The sequence below is a fragment of the Colwellia sp. MT41 genome (assembly GCF_001444365.1).
In the GTDB taxonomy this organism is placed as follows: domain Bacteria; phylum Pseudomonadota; class Gammaproteobacteria; order Enterobacterales; family Alteromonadaceae; genus Colwellia; species Colwellia marinimaniae.
The window spans coordinates 4,247,881-4,266,086 of record NZ_CP013145.1; the positions used below are offsets into that span (position 1 = coordinate 4,247,881).

Below are 18,206 nucleotides of genomic sequence, written 5' to 3' on the forward strand. Positions count from 1 at the left end.
GTACAAAAAGTAGCCAGACATTTACGCTAAAAAGATCAAAATAAATAAATATAACAATTTGATTTTATTGAAATAAATACATGCATTAGCGTCTTTCATTAACAAGATTATTTATTTTTATACTATGTGGATAGTTTTGTTATTAAGTTATTTTTTAGTTGTACAAAAAAGCAACTGATGGAAATAACGAGGTAAGAGATTATCAGAATTTGGCGTGATTACCAGCGCATTTTTAAACTTTTTTTACCGAGTTGTTACACTTTTAAAGAACAAAAAAACATAAGCGAGTAAGGGCAGTAGCTAGCAAGTGATCCACCAGTTAAATTTTCTTTTTTCTGCAAAAAAATAAATATATTTATGGTGAAAATGAAGAATATTTACGAAAACATTCTTCATTTTTATTTTCTTAAAAAAACATGCTTATTGGTGTTTTTTGTTCACTTGGTTTTAGTTAACTTGGCTTATTTTTCCTAATGAGAATTTCTGGTAAAGCACCGGCAGTACAAACAAAGTTAACAAGGTCGCACTGACCAAGCCGCCAACAATAACCGTAGCCAATGGTTTTTGTATTTCAGCACCCACTCCGGTAGATATTAACATAGGTAATAAACCTAACAGTGAGGTCAACGCGGTCATTAATACCGGGCGTAAGCGTGCTAATGCACCCGTAAATATTGCGCTCTTTATCTGTGTGTCGGTAGCACGACCTTTAGCCAGTAATAATTTTATCTCAGCATTAATACTTTCAACCATGACCACACCATTCAGTACGGCGACACCAAATAAGGTAATAAAACCCACTGAACTTGGCACCGACAAATATTGCCCTGATAAATATAAAGCAACAATGCCACCTATAGTGGCTAAGGGTACGTTAAGTAGAATCAATAAGGCTTGGCCAACCGAATTAAAGGCAAAATAAAGCAATAGGGTAATCAAGGCTAATGACAGCGGTACTACCAACATTAAGCGTTTCTGCGCCCGTTGTTGTGATTCAAATTGACCACCAATTTGCACACTATATCCCCCAGGTAGCTCTACTTGTTGCGCTATGGCTTGACGAATGTCAGCCACCACACTGCCCATATCACGGCCTTGTACATTAGCTTGAATAACCACACGCCTTTGTACATCATCACGACGCACTTGTGGTGGCCCAGATTCAATGGCTATGTCAGCAATATCAGCTAAGCGTAACCAAGCACCACTAGGTGCTAATAAACGCAATTCACTAATTGCCGCCACATCTTGTCGGTATGCACTAGCAAGACGCACATAGATATCATAGCGCTCATTACCATTAATAATTTGCCCCGCCACACGTCCACCAAGACCGTCACTGACCACATTCATCACATCCGCAACCGATAAACCATAACGAGATAATTGTCGACGTTTAGGCTTAATAACAAGCTGTGCTTCCCCGGAAATTTGCTCCATGGCGACATCTTTCGTGCCAGTAACACCTTGTACCGCCTGGACAATTTGCTGTCCCTTCTCAGCTAATATCGCCAAATCATTGCCAAATAACTTTATCGCCAGTTGAGCTTTCACCCCAGAGAGTAATTCATCAACACGAGTCGCTATCGGTTGTGAAAAATTAAACAGTAAACCTGGGAATTGCTCAAGTTTTTCCGCCATTTTATCTTGCAGCTCTTTACGGTTACTGGCACTTTGCCATGTAGCCACCGGCTTTAGGCCCAAATAAATTTCAATATTATTGACCGGCTCTGGATCGCCGCCTATTTCTGGGCGGCCAATACGACTCAGCGCATAGGTAACTTCAGGAAAGCCAAGCAGAATTTTTTCTAACTTAGGGGCAACCGCTAATGCCGTGGCTAAACTTGCTGAAGGAGCTAAGGTAACCCGTAAGTTAATGGTGCCCTCTTCGAGTTCAGGGACAAATTCAGTGCCCAATTGTGGCACCAGTGCTATTGCCGCAACCATCAAGGTTAGTGCGAAGCCAATAATTGTTTTTTTCCACAGCAGCGCTTTAGTTAAGCTAAACCGATATAAAGCAGTCAGCGGTTTTAACACCATGCTTTCCCTGACTTTGATACCACGCTTAAATAAGATACTCGCCAATGCTGGCACAATAATAATGGCGACAATTAAAGCCGCCAACATAGCTAACATTATACTAATAGCCATGGGCTGAAATAGCTTAGCTTCAACACCTTCGAAGCTAAATAATGGCATAAAGACCACCAGTATAATCGCGGTAGCAAAGAAGATAGGACGAACGACAGCCCGCGCAGCTTGGCTTATGGTATTTTGTATCTGCTCTGGAGTTAACTTCTGCTTAGCCTTACTTTGGGCCAGATGCAAATTTTTGAAAATATTCTCAACCATCACTACCGAGCCATCAACCAGCATACCTATGGCTACCGCCAAGCCACCTAATGACATTAGGTTAGCTGAAAGGCCTAACCAAACCATCACCATAAGCGCTAAGCCAATCGAAATAGGAATAGAAATCAGCACCAAAAATGTTGCTGATAAGTTCAGCAGAAATAACGCTAAAATAATGATTATCAAAACAAAGGCCAACAATAGTGCATCAATAACGGTAGTCACTGCTTGTTGGATTAAATCGGCTTGATCATAGAGCACAACAAATTTTACCCCCTCAGGTAAAGCTTGATTAATCATCACCGCTCGAGCATTAATACCATCTATAGTAGTTTTGGTATTAGCGCCCATACGTTTTAAGACAATACCGGTAACTACTTCACCAGCACTTTTAATTTGTCCTTGTGCATCACGGCTAGACATAGTGACCGCCCCTTGACGAATTTCACTGCCTATGCTCACCGTAGCGACATCACCAACGGTAACGACCACGCCATCAATAGTTTTAATTGGCACTTGGGCAATTTCCTCTAAGGTGTTTTCTCCCGAGGTTAACCAACCCATACCTCTGATAACTAACTGCTCTTGGCCTCGATTTAGATACCAACCGCCAGCATTCTGGTTGTTATTTTCGATAGCCTCTATCACTTGTTGCTGATTCAACTGATAAGCTAATAGTTTATTCGGCTCAATATTAACCTGATATTGTTTTACTTCACCGCCAAAGGACAGCACTTCAGTAACACCATCAATAGGCATTAACATCAACTTAACCAACCAATCATTTAAGCTGCGCAACGCCATAATATCTATATCCACACCTTCTTCTGTAGTGAGTAAATACTGATAAATCTGCCCTAAACCTGAGGTATTTGGTCCTATTTCAGGCGTACCAATACCTTGGGGAATAAGTTCCTTAGCGGCTTGTAAGCGTTCAAAAACCAGCTGCCGAGCAAAATAAATATCCGTAGCGTCTTTAAAAACCACCGTTATGCTAGACAAGCCAGTTTTAGAAATAGAGCGTACTTGTTCGACATCAGGTAAGGCATACATTACCGCTTCTATTGGAAAAGTAATGAGTTGCTCAACTTCTTCCGCGGCTAGACCCGGCGCTTCCGTATTAATGACCACTTGCACATTAGTGACATCGGGAAACGCATCAAGGTTAAGTTTTGGCAGCACCATGACACTGCTAATAAGAAGGCTGAATAAAGCAATGACCACCAGCAATTTATTGCTGATAGCCCAATCAATTAAACGATTTAACATGAAAAAACTCCAAAAAATTAGTGGTTATGGGCATCAAAGCCGCTTTTAGCGCCTTGTGAGGCAATAAAAAACGCGCCTGTGATGGCAAAATAACTATTGGCTTCGACACCCGTTATTTCGCGCCAGCTTAACCACTGCTGAGTTTTTTCAGAAAACACTCGATATACCGCACCGAGTTCGACTTCTTGGGCGATAAAAGTTGTTGGCTCTTGCTGCTCTTGTTGGTGTTCAAGTACAGCGTCATGGGCAAGTTCCCCAGCAAGACTAACGGAAAGCACTTGCTCATGTGATTCACCATGCTCAAGAGCTTCTTCATGTTGGTGTTGATCACCTTGATGAGAATTTTCTTGTTTACTGTGCTCTTGTTTTAGGTGCTCTTGTTTTAGGTATAGGTACCAATCACCGTCAGCGCCTCTTAGTAAGGCGCTTTCAGGTACCACAAGCACAGGATTTTTGCTTAGCTGCGAGAAATATACATCAACAAACAAACCCGGGTGTAATTGGTGATTGGTATTTTTTACTTTCAAGCGCACAATTCGAGTACGGGTTTTGGGATCTATGGTATGGGCTTGCTGAATGACTTCAGCTTGATAAGTAGTATTTTCACTCGGCTTACTAGCTAAGAGAATAACTTGGGCTTTAGTGCCCTTCGTTAGCGGCACGCTATTATTGGCAGCAAGGCGAGCCTCAACCCAAAGTTCATTTTCATCGGTGAGTACCATAATGGTATCGCCAGCACTAACACGTTGACCTTGCTGAAAATCATCCAAAAGTACTGTACCAGAACGCTCGGCTTTTAAGGTGTACTCACCTAGCGCAGAGCTAGTGTTTTTGGTAATAGCGTCAATTGCTTGCTTTGATAAGCCATAAGCTTTTAAACGGCTAAAGGCAGCAATATAATTAGTTTCCGCAGACAGTAACTGACTTTCACTGATCACGGAGTTACCTACTTTTTTAGCCCGTTGCCAATCAGCCGATGAAATACGATAAAGTGCTTGTGCTTGGGCAACCTCTTCACTAAACAAAGTCACTAACGCTTGACCTTTTTCAACATACTCACCCAAGATGGCATGACGGCGCACTATCACTGACTCTACCCTAGGGGAGACAACATAACTGGTATAGCCGTTAGCTTGCACTTCTCCTGGGGCATAAAGTCGCTTATCCATATACTGTGGGATTAATTGGGCCACTTGAATGTCGGCCATTTGCATTTGCGTAGCGGTAAAACTGAGTAACTGCGCTTCATTTTCATGCTTATCACTATTATTTGTTTGCGCCACACTCACTTGCAGAGAAATTACTGGCAAGAATACAGCCGCCAGCAAGCTGAATGATTTGAAAAAATTCATATAAATCTCGTTTAATGGCAAGTGGCTTAATTGACCACTTGCTCTGTCTTATTAAAAAATGGGCGAGCTTAGTCGCTCTGGGATAAATAAGAATTAAACGATGGGAGGGCGAGAGTCTGGACTGAGTGGTAAAGAGTTAAATAGTACGGTTTTATTGCTTACTTGCTTATCAATAGTCTTGGATAAATACACTGGCGAGGAAAAATCTAAGTAGAGCAAGTTACTGTGATGACAATGATTCGTATGACAATCAGGATGATCGGCATCGCTATGCACTGATTTACCATCAAGTGCTTGTATTTGAAAAGCTAAGAGCTCGGCTGCACTATGGTGATCACTGTCTTGGTGGCTATTTGAATGAGAGTTTTGATGAGCAGTCAAATGCGAATTTTGCTGAGCGTCATTCTGGCTAATACTAATCGCGGCGATCGCATTAACCGATTGCAGGACAATCAAGATAATAACAAGATAACAGCATAAGATACGCACAAATTAAATCCACACTACAAGGAGAATGACGGTTTAGCAACAGCTTATTCTAGCAAAACTGTATAAATAATAACAACTGTTTTACCATGAAAAATATCTACCCGTTTTAATACTAGCCATTATGACCGTTTATCCCACTGTCATTAAGTTTGTTAGCTTACTGTGCTTAGGAAAAACAATTCAGCACAAGTGGCCGATAATTGTATAAAATTGTTATAACTATTGACTGGTGTATTGAGTAGCGCTATTTTTATCACAACCCTATAAAAATCAATTAAAATAATCAATTGAAACTATTTACTTGAAATAAGCGAATTATATTATGAAAAAACTTGTGCAATTATCACTGTTAACTTTGGCTTTAAGTCCTGCGCTATTAGTCGCTGAACTAGCTAACGCTAGTAGTATGCCGCAATCTGTTGCTCCGGCGAGTGCTAATGTTTATATTATTTCACCAAGCGATGGTGCCACAGTGTCAACTACCTTTACGGTGAAATTTGGTTTAAAAGATATGGGCGTGGCGCCAGCGGGTATGGAGAAAAAAAATACCGGTCATCATCACTTATTAATCGATAAAGACTCGCTGCCAGCCTTTGATATGCCTATGGGTGGTGACGTGAAACACTTCGGTGGTGGACAAACACAAACGACGTTAACTTTACCTAAAGGCAAACATACGCTGCAGTTAATTTTAGGCGACCATCACCATATCCCTCATAAACCAGCGGTTGTTTCTAAGAAGATAACCATTACTGTTGAGTAAACTAGCTTTAAGTAAAAACCGTTAGATAAATACATCGATACAAAGCCCCTAATACCTATGTTCAAATAAGTATTAGGGGCTTTTTCTTAAGCAAGATTAACTGGCTTTTATGGTATAAAATCAACAGCTTTATTTTATCTTAAATAAGAATTATTTGACTTGATACTATGTTAAATAATTGTTAACTTAGCCACGTTAAAATAAATACCCTGCGCCAATTTTCTTCACTTAGGCTCAGTTTAAAAGGAGGTTTTATGATTAGGATTAATACAGCTATGACACTGTTAATGGTGCTATTTTTAGCTGGCTGTTCTAATGGTGGTGTGTATGTATCTTTATCTAATACACGTTTAGATAACCCTGAGGTGAGCAGTAAACCATTACAAGTAAACCTTGCTTGGAGTAATGGCAATCGAAAATACTTAATGATAGAAAAAATTGCTGAGGGTGACTATGGTAATGAAGGCACGGGTTTTGTACGTGCTAGTATCACCACAATACCTGGATTAGCGTTATCCGTAAATGATGGCGCAGGCTCGGTATTACACTTTGCTGCTAAATATCAATTTTATGGCCAATATAGTGACCAATCAAAAACAGGTAATATTTCCCAAGCAATTACCTTAGGTTACGAGAAGAAAAACACCAAGGGCACTAGTACTACTGGGATACAAAGTGACTATGGCTATACTTATGATGATGATAGCTCTTGGCAGCATAACACTGGTATTTACGATGTTGCTTGGATTGTCGGTTATAAATTATCACCACACAACATTATTTACGGCGGCCCATTTTATCAATGGGGTACTTTAAAAGGCAGTAAAAACTTCTCTAGTGGTGTTAGCAAAAACCTCAATAGTAACGGCAGCAGTATCGGCGCGAATATAGCCATTGAACATCGATTTACTTACGGCTTGGGTGTCGGCGCCGAACTGCTTTATTCAAGTAGCAATTGGGCTGGTTATCACTCATCGGATAGCGCTTTTAACTTTAAAGTTGATTTTCAGTTTTAACCGTTAATACGGCGAGAAGTTATCCCACTTAGTAGCGAATGTTAACGGCATTCACTGAGACCATAATAGCTCAGCTCATGGATATATTTTCAGCATAAAGGCGAGCAAGCTTACCTTTATGCTCTGTTGCTTAATTCAAGGTAACAAACTCTTCCGCACTGGTAGGATGTATGGCAACTGTGTTATCAAAATCAGCCTTGGTGGCGCCCATTTTCATGGCAACTGCAAAACCTTGTAATAATTCATCGCTACCAAAGCCAATACTATGCAAACCCACTACTTTTTCTTCACTGCCAGCACAAATTAATTTCATCCGAGTAGGATCACGATAATCCTCGGTAATAGCTTGATAAAGCGCGGTGAACTGTGAGTTATATACGGTAATATTTTCTTCACCGTACTCAGCAATAGCCTCATCTTCAGTTAAACCGACGGTAGCTATAACCGGATGACTAAATACCACGGTAGCGATGCCAGAATAATCTAGATGTTCATCGGGTTTATTATTGAATAAACGTTCACATAAACGGCGACCCGCAGCAACAGCTACCGGTGTTAACTGCGCACGGCCAGTGTTATCTCCGACCGCATAGATACCGGCAACATTAGTGTTTTGATATTTGTCAGTGATGATAAAGCCACGCTCGTCGAGTTCGACCCCGGCCGCTGCAAGGTTAATATTATTGGTAGCTGGCTCACGGCCTATGGCCCAGACTAAAGTGTCTACCGGCTCTAATGACTTACCATTAGTAAAATGAATAACTAAACGACCATCACTCATTTTTTCAATGCGCTCTGGTGTGCTGTGATTGTGTAGTCTAGGACCATGTTTAGCCATGTGCTCAACCAAGGTATCACTTAACATATCATCAAAACCACGTAATGGTTTTTCTTTACGTACCACTAGGTGAGACTCTGTGCCCAACGCTTGAAAGACACCGGCTAATTCAACGGCAATATAACCAGCGCCAATAACAGCAACACTTTTAGGTTGCTCTGTTAAGGCAAAAAAGCCATCGGAATCGATACCATACTCGGCACCTTCGATATTAGGAATAGCAGGACGACCACCAGTGGCAATAGTAATGTGATCAGCGGTGATTAACTCACCATTGACTTCCACGGTGTTTTTATCAATAAACTTGGCAAAACCTTTAATGACAGTGACATTATTAGCATCAAAACCACGCTGATAGGCCGCATGAATTCGTTTTATATATGCTTCGCGATTTACAACCAACTTGGCCCAATCAAACTGAGATTCGCCTTGATTTAGCTGCTGAGCGAAACCGTAATCTTTGGCATATTTTAAGGCATCGGCTATCTGTCCGGCATACCACATGGCTTTTTTCGGCACACAACCAACATTTACACAGGTACCGCCAATGTGTTTTGCTTCAATAACGGCTGCTTTTTTACCTAATTTTGCTGCTCGGTTAGCCGATGCTATACCGCCACTGCCACCGCCAATGGCAAGGTAATCAAAATGTTGTGTCATGGTATTACTCATTAGTTAGTGTATTATTTAAATTAGTTAATGTATTACTTAAGTAGAATGTGGGCGCAAAAAAGACTTTATTCAAGGAGAAAAGCATAATATTTATAGCCGCTCTCAGTACTGGGCTGCTAACGTTTGTAAATTAACTAGGGATATTAGTTGTATCGAACGCTCAAAAACCCCGAGTAGTAGAGATAATTTCTGTTTTATTTAACAACAGATTTTGCATAATTTTCTCCGGCGGTATTGGCTTACTATATAAATACCCTTGTATATAATGGCATTGTTTGGCAACTAGATAGTGCAACTGCTCAACCGTTTCCACACCCTCAGCAATGCAGTACATGTTAAGCCTTTTGGCTAAAACTAACGTGGTATCAACAATCGCTTCATCGGCTTCATTAATGCCAATACCAGCAACAAAACTGCGATCTATTTTTATGATATCTAAGGGTAATTGTTTTAAATAAGATAATGACGAGAAGCCTGTGCCAAAGTCATCTAGCGCTAAAATCACGCCAAGTTCCGATAATTTACGCATAGTGGTTATGGCATTTTCAGGTTGTAAAATTAACGTACTTTCTGTTATTTCAACGCGTAAACTTTTGGCTGGCAATTGGTAATCGGCCAATAATTCACGAATATATGAAACAATGTCCGCTTCAACAAAGTGTTGTACCGAAAGGTTTATCGACACGTAAAAATCTGCTCGTATGGCATGCCACTCTTTTAGATGTTTACAAGCCTGTTGAAGTGCAGACTCTGTCATAGTGATAATTAAATTTAGCTCCTCTGATAAAGGAATAAAGTCATTAGGTGGCACTAAACCCGTCGGTGTTTGCCAACGCATTAACATCTCTACACCTACCGCCTTACCGGTATGTGCATCAATTATTGGTTGGTAGTGATTAATGAACTCCTTATTTTTTACCGCTAATTTTAACGCCGACTCCTTACTTAAGCGCTCCATGGCATCAATGTTCATTTGTGCAGTATAAAACTTAAAGTTATTTTTCCCTGCTTGCTTGGCATGATACATAGCAACATCAGCATGGCGTAACAGCTCGTCTGAGTTATGACCATCATTAGGATATAAAGCAATACCAATACTGGCGCCAACACTGACAATATTCTTATCTAAATCTACGGGGTTACCAATGACACCAATAATTTTTTCAGCTATGCTGCCCAGTTGATTATTATTAGCAAAGCTCTCCAATAGAACAACAAATTCATCACCACCAATACGTGCCACCGTATCATCTATTCGTAAGACATCTTCTAAACGCTTAGTAATTTCTTGCAACAACAAATCACCTTTATCATGCCCTAAGGAATCATTCACTTGTTTAAAGCGATCTAAATCGATAAAAAACAGTGCCAATGATTTTGTTTTTCGGTGGGAAAAGTCTATTGCATGTTTAATACGTTCAAGCAATAAAGTACGATTAGGCAACCCCGTTAAATGATCATAATTTGCTAATAACCTTAATTCATTTTCGGCACTTTTTTGTGCACTAATATCAGTTAATACAAACAAATAATGCAAAGCGTTACTCACTGAGTTTCGACCTACCGTCACATTGATAATAACGTGGTACTCGCCCTTATTAGGGGTCTCGATTAACTCCTCGCCACGCCAATGTTCGCCTTCATTTAAAGACAGCATTAATTTATGGTAGAAACTGCGGCGTTTTTGACTAATACCTAATAATTTCGCATTAAAATCAAACTCTTCTTCGGGCCAATCAAAAACAACTCGCATTGATTTGTTTGCCGTTACTTTCGATATTTTTTCATCAATAATAAATACCCAGTCTTGAGTTTGCTGAAATGCATCACCGTAATATTGCGCGCGCTCTTCGTTAGCACGAGACTTGGTAATATTAGTATAAGAACCAGTAACTCTAATGGGGTTATTATTAGCATCTACCGCGACTGTTTTTCCTAAGTCTTTGTACCAAAGCCACTGACCATCTGCTGTTTTCAAACGATAGGTACAAGAAAAGTTATCCTCTAAACTGGCGCTGCTAATAAATAATTGCCAGCTACGAAGAAAATCATCATGATCCTCAGGATGAATAAGGGCAACATGCTTTGAAAAACTATAAAATAACGCTTCTTCTTTGTAGCCTAAATCTAACACAATGCGTTTACCGAACATTAGATTTTCATCAGCTTGCCAGTCCCAAACCTCACTATTACTACCCGTTAAGGCTAGTTGTAAACGATTTTCTCGATACTTAACTTGCTCATGCGCATCAAGCAACAACTGTTGCTGGCCTTTACGATAACGATACCAAGTTAGCGTCATTAGTAGGAACACCATGAAATAAAAAGCCAATGCCAAAGGTGAACGCCAAGGAGCAAAGCTGACGTTAAAGTTAATATGTACGGGCGTTGAATATTCTCCCGAGTAGGGTGACTTAGCCTGAATAGATAAGGTATGTTTGCCTGATGCTAGGCTAGGAAAGGTAATATGGCCTTCTCTAGTTGCGGGGTAGTCAATATTATTTATCCCCGTCACATGATACTTATAACTGATGTTTTTCTCATTGCCATAAGAAAAGGTGGAAAAATCAATGCGAATACCTACATCATCATAGTGAAGGTTAATAACGGCATTATCTTCAATGGTCAAAGGTAGGGCTAACTTGCGGGATAACAATGCTACAGCGGTCACTTTGACGTTAAAGTTTTCGCTATGGTGTACTTTTTTTAGTTTTAACGGCTCGAAAATACTAATACCTTCCATTGAACCATAGACAAAACGACCATTGGGTAATTTTGCATAAGCCCTACCATTAAATTCAGTTGCGCCAAGGCCATCTTTACGGGTGAAATGACTGATATTTTGACTATTGGAGTCCAACATAAATAAACCATTATGGCTAGAGAACCAGATATCTCCTGCCTCATCGGCCATTACACCGTAAATATTATTACCAATAATAGAATTGCCTTTATGGTAGAAATATTGCTCTTTAAAGTCAGGCAAGGTTAAACCAACCAGACCTTTACCACTAAAACTCAACCATAATATTTGATTTTTATCTATGGCCCAGTTATCGATAGAGGTATATTCTCCGGGCAATATGCCTGACAACTTATAAAGCTGTACAAACTCTCGTGTATTCGCATTAAAACCCCATAAACCATCATTGCTTGTTAGTAAAAACCAATCACTATTCGGTAATGTACCTAATAAAGCCAATAATTTTTCAGGAGGGAACTGTTCGGAAATTTCACTTAAAGTATCTATTTCATTGGTGCTTAAATTTATTTTAAAGAGTCCTTTTTCATTTACTAACCAAAGAAATTCGTCTTCTTTTAATATGTCATACTGTTCCACTGCAAGCAGTTGATTAATTTCATTATTAAAGGGTAATTCTAATTCTATCCCTTGCTGTTTATCAAATAAATACACACCTTTAGCAGTAGAAATAAGTAGTTGCTCAGCTGTCAAACCTAACAGGCTATAAATATGACTTTTGGTGTATATACTTTTAGAGTCATTATTCACTAAGTATCGGGTAACACGCTGTTTTGCCAAATCAATTAGATTCAAACCATTAGACGTTGCAACCCAGAGAAAATCATCATTTAAGTCATCAGGTAAAGTATGCCAAACTTCGTTATAACTTAAACTAGCTGCATTATTTTTTTTATAACCGTAATTTTTAACTAATTCTCTTCTGGGATTCCATTGATAGGCACCCATAGCCCTTGAACCTAACCAAAAAACACCTTGATTATCTTTAATCAAGGTTGGTATGTTGTCATCACTGATATTGTCAAAATAATCACTAAAACCAAACAAAAATTCACTGCTATTATCGACTGTATTGATCGAATACAAACCTTTATCAGCAGCTATATAAAGAGTATTGCCATCAGACAATGTTTGCCATGCCGCCATATTTTCAATAAGTCGTTGGTAGTTAGGTAATGATGATTCGCCGGTAATATATGCTTTAATATCAGTGACATTGATAGCAAAAAACCCATCGTAAGAGCCTAGGTATAAGGTCTGATTAATATCCGCGTGTACGGTATATATTTTGTTGAGCTCTTCAGTGTTCGACTGTGCAGTGATATCAGCGGGTATTTGAGGTAATTTTTTCCAGTGATTTTTCTCAATATTATAGGCAAAAATGCCTACCTTTGAGCCTATATACATCACACCATCATGCAATGACATTTTAAATAATGCAAGGTCACCGGCTAATTCTGCTGCCAAGTCTATTACTTGCTGGTATTCATTGGTAACTTGATTATAAAACCCGAGTGTTTTAGAGGTTAATAGCCATATTTTATTGTCATTACTGTTAAGCAGATCAGCAATATAATAGTTTGAATTGGGCGAGCTTTTTATTGGTATATGTCGATAGATATTAGTTTTAGGGTTATAGCTATAAAGTTTTCGACCATCAACATTTAACCAAATCAAACCATTTTTATCTTCAAGTAACGTATAGATAGCAACATCTTCAAAACTATTATTTGGCCCAGGTAATTGCCTAACTTTATTACCATCATAAATATTGACGCCATTTTCTGTGGCTAGCCATATGAAACCGGTTTTATCTTGGATAATTGCATGAATACTACCCTGTGATAAACCATCATCAACAGATAGGTGGTCTAAGGAGAGATTTTTTATTGCGGCATAACTGGTTGGCACCATGAAAATGGTAAGTAATACACTTAATATTAATAACAGGGTAATAAGTAACGTCTTAAACATAATCACTCAACAACAAACTTAACCAAAAAAACCCAACGATGCTACAAACTATAACGTCTTTGTGTTTTTGTGCAAATGAAAAGTTAACTAAAAAGCGGCTGTTAACAACAAGTTAACTTACTCAATAAAATAAAATGATAACAAGAGGTAATCGAGTAATAAATATTTTATAACTATTGCTGCAATTGCCTTGAATAAAGCCTCCCTCAGTCTTACATCACTAATAACATAAACTAATTTTTAAGTATCATGACCAATCCATTATTAGTATCTAGCGAACTGCCTGCCTTTGCAAAAATAAAACCTGAGCACGTAAAACCTGCTGTAGAACAAGCCATTAACGATTGTAAAAAAGTTATCGAGCAGGTTCTCGCTGACAATGAGCTATTTACCTGGCAAAACCTAGTGTTGCCCATTGATGAGGTAGACGATGTGTTAGCTAAGTTATGGTCACCGGTTTCCCATATGAACTCAGTGGTGAGTAGTGATGAATTGCGTGCAGCTTATGAGTCTTGTCTACCACTTTTATCTGCATATGGTACTTTTGTTGGTCAACATGAAGGTTTATATCAAGCCTACCTTAGCGTTAAAAACAGTCAGCATTTTAAACAGCTAGATACCGCACAACAAAAAGTAATCACTAATGCTCTGCGCGACTTTAAATTATCGGGCATAGCGCTAAATGATAAAGATAAAAAACGTTATGGTGAAATAAAGACGCGTTTATCTGAACTCAGTTCAAGTTTTAGCAATAACGTACTCGACGCCACCCAGGCTTTTAGCATAACCATTGAAAATAAAGCGCAGCTAACCGGCTTACCTGAAAGCGCCTTAGCAGCAGCGCAAGAGTTAGCTAAAAGTAAAGATAAAACCGGTTACAGTTTCACCCTAGATATTCCAAGCTACCTACCAGTGATGATGTATTGTGATAATACTGACTTACGTGAACAGCTTTATACTGCCTTTGTTACCCGTGCCTCAGATCAAGGTCCTAACGCCGGTGAGTTTGATAACAGCAGCATTATGAATGAATTACTAAGCTTGAGACATGAGCTAGCGACTTTGCTCGATTTTGACAACTATGCCCAACACTCATTGGCAACCAAAATGGCAAACTCTACCAGTGAAGTGATGGCCTTCCTGGAGAACTTAGCCCTTAAATCACAACAGCAAGGTAAGCAAGATTTTAAAGAACTAAGCGACTTTGCTGCCAGTGAATTTAAGCAAGATAACTTACAGGCTTGGGATTTGGCTTATTACAGCGAGAAATTAAAACAAAGTCGCTATGCCATTTCAGACGAGCAATTACGGCCATACTTCCCGAAAGATAAAGTTGTCTCGGGTTTATTTGCCGTAGTGCATAAATTATTTGGCCTAACGATCAAACACCGAGCGGGTGTTGATGTCTGGCATGACGATGTTAACTTCTATGATGTATTTGATAAAGCCGGAGAAAAACGTGGTAGCTTTTATTTAGATCTGTATGCGCGCGAGAAAAAACGCGGTGGCGCTTGGATGGATGACTGTGTTGGTCGCAGCCAGAAAGCTGATGGTTCGATTCAATATCCGGTTGCCTATTTAACCTGTAACTTTAATGGTCCTGTCGGTGATAAGCCGGCGTTATTTACTCATGATGAAGTAGTTACCCTATTCCACGAGTTTGGTCACGGTCTTCACCATATGTTAAGCCAAATAAATGCCAGCAGTGTTGCCGGTATTAATGGTGTGCCTTGGGATGCGGTTGAGTTGCCGAGCCAATTTTTAGAAAACTGGTGCTGGCAACCCGAAGCACTAGCCTTTATTTCTGGCCATTATGAAAGTGGCGAGCCATTACCTCAGGAAATGTTAGATAAAATGTTAGCCGCCAAAAATTTCCAATCGGCGATGCAAATGTTACGTCAACTCGAGTTTAGTATCTTCGATTTTACTATGCATGAAAGTTATGACGCCAAAGCACCGAACAATGAACAACACATTCAACAAACCCTCAACAGTGTTAGAAGCCAATATTCGGTAGTACAAGCACCTGAATTTAATCGTTTCCAACATGGCTTTAGCCATATCTTTGGTGGTGGTTATTCCGCCGGCTATTACAGCTACAAGTGGGCAGAAGTATTATCGGCAGATGCCTTTAGCTTATTTGAAGAGCAAGGTATCTTCAATGAGCAAACCGGCCAGTCATTCTTAACGAATATCCTCGAGAAAGGTGGCAGTGAAGAGCCTAGTGCATTATTCCAAAAGTTCCGCGGTCGAGCACCTGAGATTGATGCCTTGTTACGTCATTGTGGTATTGAAGCGTAATAAAGACCTAGAGCCAGTATTTGTGGCATAAAATTCGTCATCTCCGAAGTGTTTTGTTGGAGACCCATGCATGATTGAAATCCAAACCATGCGCGATTAAAATCCCGCCTACGACATTCACTCGTAGGCGGGAACTTGTTCGCGCTTACTTATCTTTGCAATGGCAGAAAACTACTCATTTTAATTAAGAAACTATGACTCACGAATCATTTAAATCATTATTTAAACGCGCTGCCGAACGAAAAGGTGGTGTTCCGGCACTTAAGACCTTATTAGGGAAAAAAATCCTTGGTAAGAAGTTGCTCGATGATACCGCAGCACAACAAAGTATCGCCGAGTTAAGCGATGACCGTATCCTTGCCGCTTTTACCAAACAAATTTTCAAATCAGGTTTTGTCTGGCGGGTGGTCGAAAAAAAATGGCCCGACTTTGAAGAGCATTTTTTCAATTTCAACCTAGAAAAAATAATGATGATGCCAGAAGAAATGTGGGAACGAAAAGCGGCTGATCCTAAAATAATTCGTAACTTTAATAAAGTTAAAACCATTCAAGCCAATGCACAAATGATGTTCGATCACCACATTGATACAAATACCAGTTTTGCTCAGTTTATCAACGACTGGCCAAGTACCGACATTATTGGTTTATGGGCTTATCTGAAAAAACACGGTCAACGCTTAGGCGGTAATACCGGTCCTTATGCCTTGCGCTTATTAGGTAAAGATACTTTTATTTTAAGCAGCGATGTTGAAGCTTATTTAAGAGCCCAAGAAATTATTGATGGTGGTTTACAAAGTAAAAAAAGCTTAACCGCTATACAAGCACACTTTAATAAATTACAAAGTGAAAGCGGCTATAGCTTAACGCAACTGAGCCGCTTGATTGCTTTTTCTTGTGGTGATAATTATGTGCAGATTGATATATAAAGTCGATTAACCTTTAATTCTGTAAATTTCAATACCTTCATGTTGAATGTATATATTATCCCAAAGGCTTAAAGGAATTATATACTTTAAGCCTAATTTTAATATTATCTGACCAAGTAATCTTGGCTCAGGTGACATTTTTTTAATTAATACCCAAGAATTTTTTGGCTGAAAATAAACTTTCTTTTCTTTAGCCATTAACCAATTTACATGTAGTGCTCTAGCGGGATTATATATATAAATACCATTTAATGGTTGTTCATCAACCTTAACAAACTCATCTAGTCCTTGCCATTTAAGTAATAATCGTGCTCTATATTTAGTCATAGGATCTGTATAAATGGTTTCATTCAGATTATTTTTAACGAAAGTCATCATCGCTTTCTCGCCAAAAAGCAGGGATTTATTCTCAATATATAAGCTAAGTAAATTAATAGAAACTACAGCTAACATGATACCTAATACCGATTTTTTATAGTAACCAAGGTTATAAATTTTTAGTAAACCTATACCTAAAAACATAATGGCAACAAGACTTGAAACCATGAAATATCTAGGATTTAAAGGCAGTAGAGTGGTAGCTAAAGAAGCACAGACAAACCAAACAATAGCGAAAATCCCGAAGACTAAGAAAAAGTTTTTATCATGTAAACTATCCGAAGTTTTATAGAGCCACACACCTAATGGAATAGCAAACCAAAACAGAATACCGAATTCTTGATTTAACAGTAAAACAAATAAAGGGTCAATAAAAGGGTGAAGTAGCACATTTCCAGCCTTATCAATACTTCGATCTATTGCACTATCATGATTTAAAGATATATTAACTCGATATAAGGGGTCACCAGTCATAACTGTTAAGTATAATAGCTCTATGGCCCACACTGAAAAAAAGCCTACTGCAATTAATAAATAATATTTTCTTGGTATTTTATAACCAAAAACAAAAAGTAATACGAAAAATGGCGCGATAAATATAGCAGTTTCACGAGTAACAAAGCCAACCCCACATAGAGCACCCGTAATAAATAGACCTTTACTTGAGACAGTGCCTTTTATTGAAAAATAAAATACGACAACAGCAGAAAAAACAAAAAAGGCTTCTACAATATCTATAGATGCAATTGAAGACCATATAACTAACATAGGAGAGGTAACAAAGAACAATAGTACTGCTGCCATATAGCCCACTGAAAACTCTTTATTGATTAGGTATGCGATAATACCCAATAGCCCTAAACAATATAAAATTGTCGGTAATGCCAAGCACAGCTCATTTTCACCCAAAAATATAAAAGTTAACGCCATTGGAATAGTTATGGTGTATCTAATAGTCCCGTGTCCTCCGACAAAAGGAAATTCATTTATCCAACCGTAAGCGCCGTTTGCATAAGTTACATCATCAGAGCCAAGGTAGCCTACCCAACTGATCATAACTAGCCCTAAAAAAACCATAAAACTAATTAAAATAACTTTGTAAAAACTGGGCACTA

General features: G+C 38.9%; 10 protein-coding genes. 4 read left to right on the forward strand and 6 right to left on the reverse strand.

Going from position 1 to position 18,206, the window contains the following annotated elements:
* Window positions 1–447 precede the first annotated feature (447 nt).
* The 3 genes from CMT41_RS18005 to CMT41_RS18015 form a co-directional block, all read right to left on the reverse strand.
* The gene (locus tag CMT41_RS18005) at window positions 448–3,621 is read right to left on the reverse strand and encodes an efflux RND transporter permease subunit (RefSeq protein ID WP_058028048.1); all 3,174 of its coding nucleotides are present in this window, start codon (window positions 3,619–3,621) and stop codon (window positions 448–450) included.
* Window positions 3,622–3,638: 17 nt separating this feature from the next.
* A complete protein-coding gene (locus CMT41_RS18010) occupies window positions 3,639–4,973 on the reverse strand; it encodes an efflux RND transporter periplasmic adaptor subunit (RefSeq protein ID WP_058028049.1) in 1,335 nt (444 codons plus the stop codon).
* A gap of 93 nt (window positions 4,974–5,066) precedes the next feature.
* Complete coding sequence (locus tag CMT41_RS18015) at window positions 5,067–5,462, reverse strand: hypothetical protein (protein ID WP_057183401.1); 396 nt, start codon at window positions 5,460–5,462, stop codon at window positions 5,067–5,069.
* A gap of 322 nt (window positions 5,463–5,784) precedes the next feature.
* Here CMT41_RS18015 and CMT41_RS18020 point away from each other — a divergent pair, with 322 nt between their 5' ends.
* Both CMT41_RS18020 and CMT41_RS18025 read left to right on the forward strand, forming a co-directional pair.
* Window positions 5,785–6,225 (forward strand): DUF4399 domain-containing protein, encoded by a 441-nt coding sequence (locus tag CMT41_RS18020; RefSeq protein WP_058028050.1) that lies wholly within the window; start codon window positions 5,785–5,787, stop codon window positions 6,223–6,225.
* Window positions 6,226–6,479: 254 nt separating this feature from the next.
* The gene (locus CMT41_RS18025) at window positions 6,480–7,241 is read left to right on the forward strand and encodes a hypothetical protein (protein WP_058028051.1); all 762 of its coding nucleotides are present in this window, start codon (window positions 6,480–6,482) and stop codon (window positions 7,239–7,241) included.
* A 130-nt stretch (window positions 7,242–7,371) separates the two neighbouring features.
* On the opposite strand, the gene gorA is transcribed toward CMT41_RS18025, so the two are convergent.
* Window positions 7,372–8,739 (reverse strand): glutathione-disulfide reductase, encoded by a 1,368-nt coding sequence (gene gorA / locus CMT41_RS18030; protein WP_058028277.1) that lies wholly within the window; start codon window positions 8,737–8,739, stop codon window positions 7,372–7,374.
* Between the two features lie 172 nt (window positions 8,740–8,911).
* Complete coding sequence (locus CMT41_RS18035; protein WP_058028052.1) at window positions 8,912–13,486, reverse strand: EAL domain-containing protein; 4,575 nt, start codon at window positions 13,484–13,486, stop codon at window positions 8,912–8,914.
* 249 nt (window positions 13,487–13,735) lie between these two features.
* Here CMT41_RS18035 and prlC point away from each other — a divergent pair, with 249 nt between their 5' ends.
* Both prlC and CMT41_RS18045 read left to right on the forward strand, forming a co-directional pair.
* Window positions 13,736–15,787: an oligopeptidase A gene (gene prlC, locus CMT41_RS18040; protein WP_058028053.1), complete on the forward strand. Its 2,052-nt coding sequence runs from the start codon at window positions 13,736–13,738 to the stop codon at window positions 15,785–15,787.
* Window positions 15,788–15,981: 194 nt separating this feature from the next.
* Window positions 15,982–16,713, forward strand: a complete 732-nt coding sequence (locus CMT41_RS18045; RefSeq protein WP_058028054.1) for a DNA-3-methyladenine glycosylase I — start codon at window positions 15,982–15,984, stop codon at window positions 16,711–16,713.
* A 6-nt stretch (window positions 16,714–16,719) separates the two neighbouring features.
* Here the strand turns inward: CMT41_RS18045 and CMT41_RS18050 are convergent, their stop codons facing one another.
* Window positions 16,720–18,204 (reverse strand): glycosyltransferase family 39 protein, encoded by a 1,485-nt coding sequence (locus CMT41_RS18050; protein WP_198149766.1) that lies wholly within the window; start codon window positions 18,202–18,204, stop codon window positions 16,720–16,722.
* Window positions 18,205–18,206: the final 2 nt, after the last annotated feature.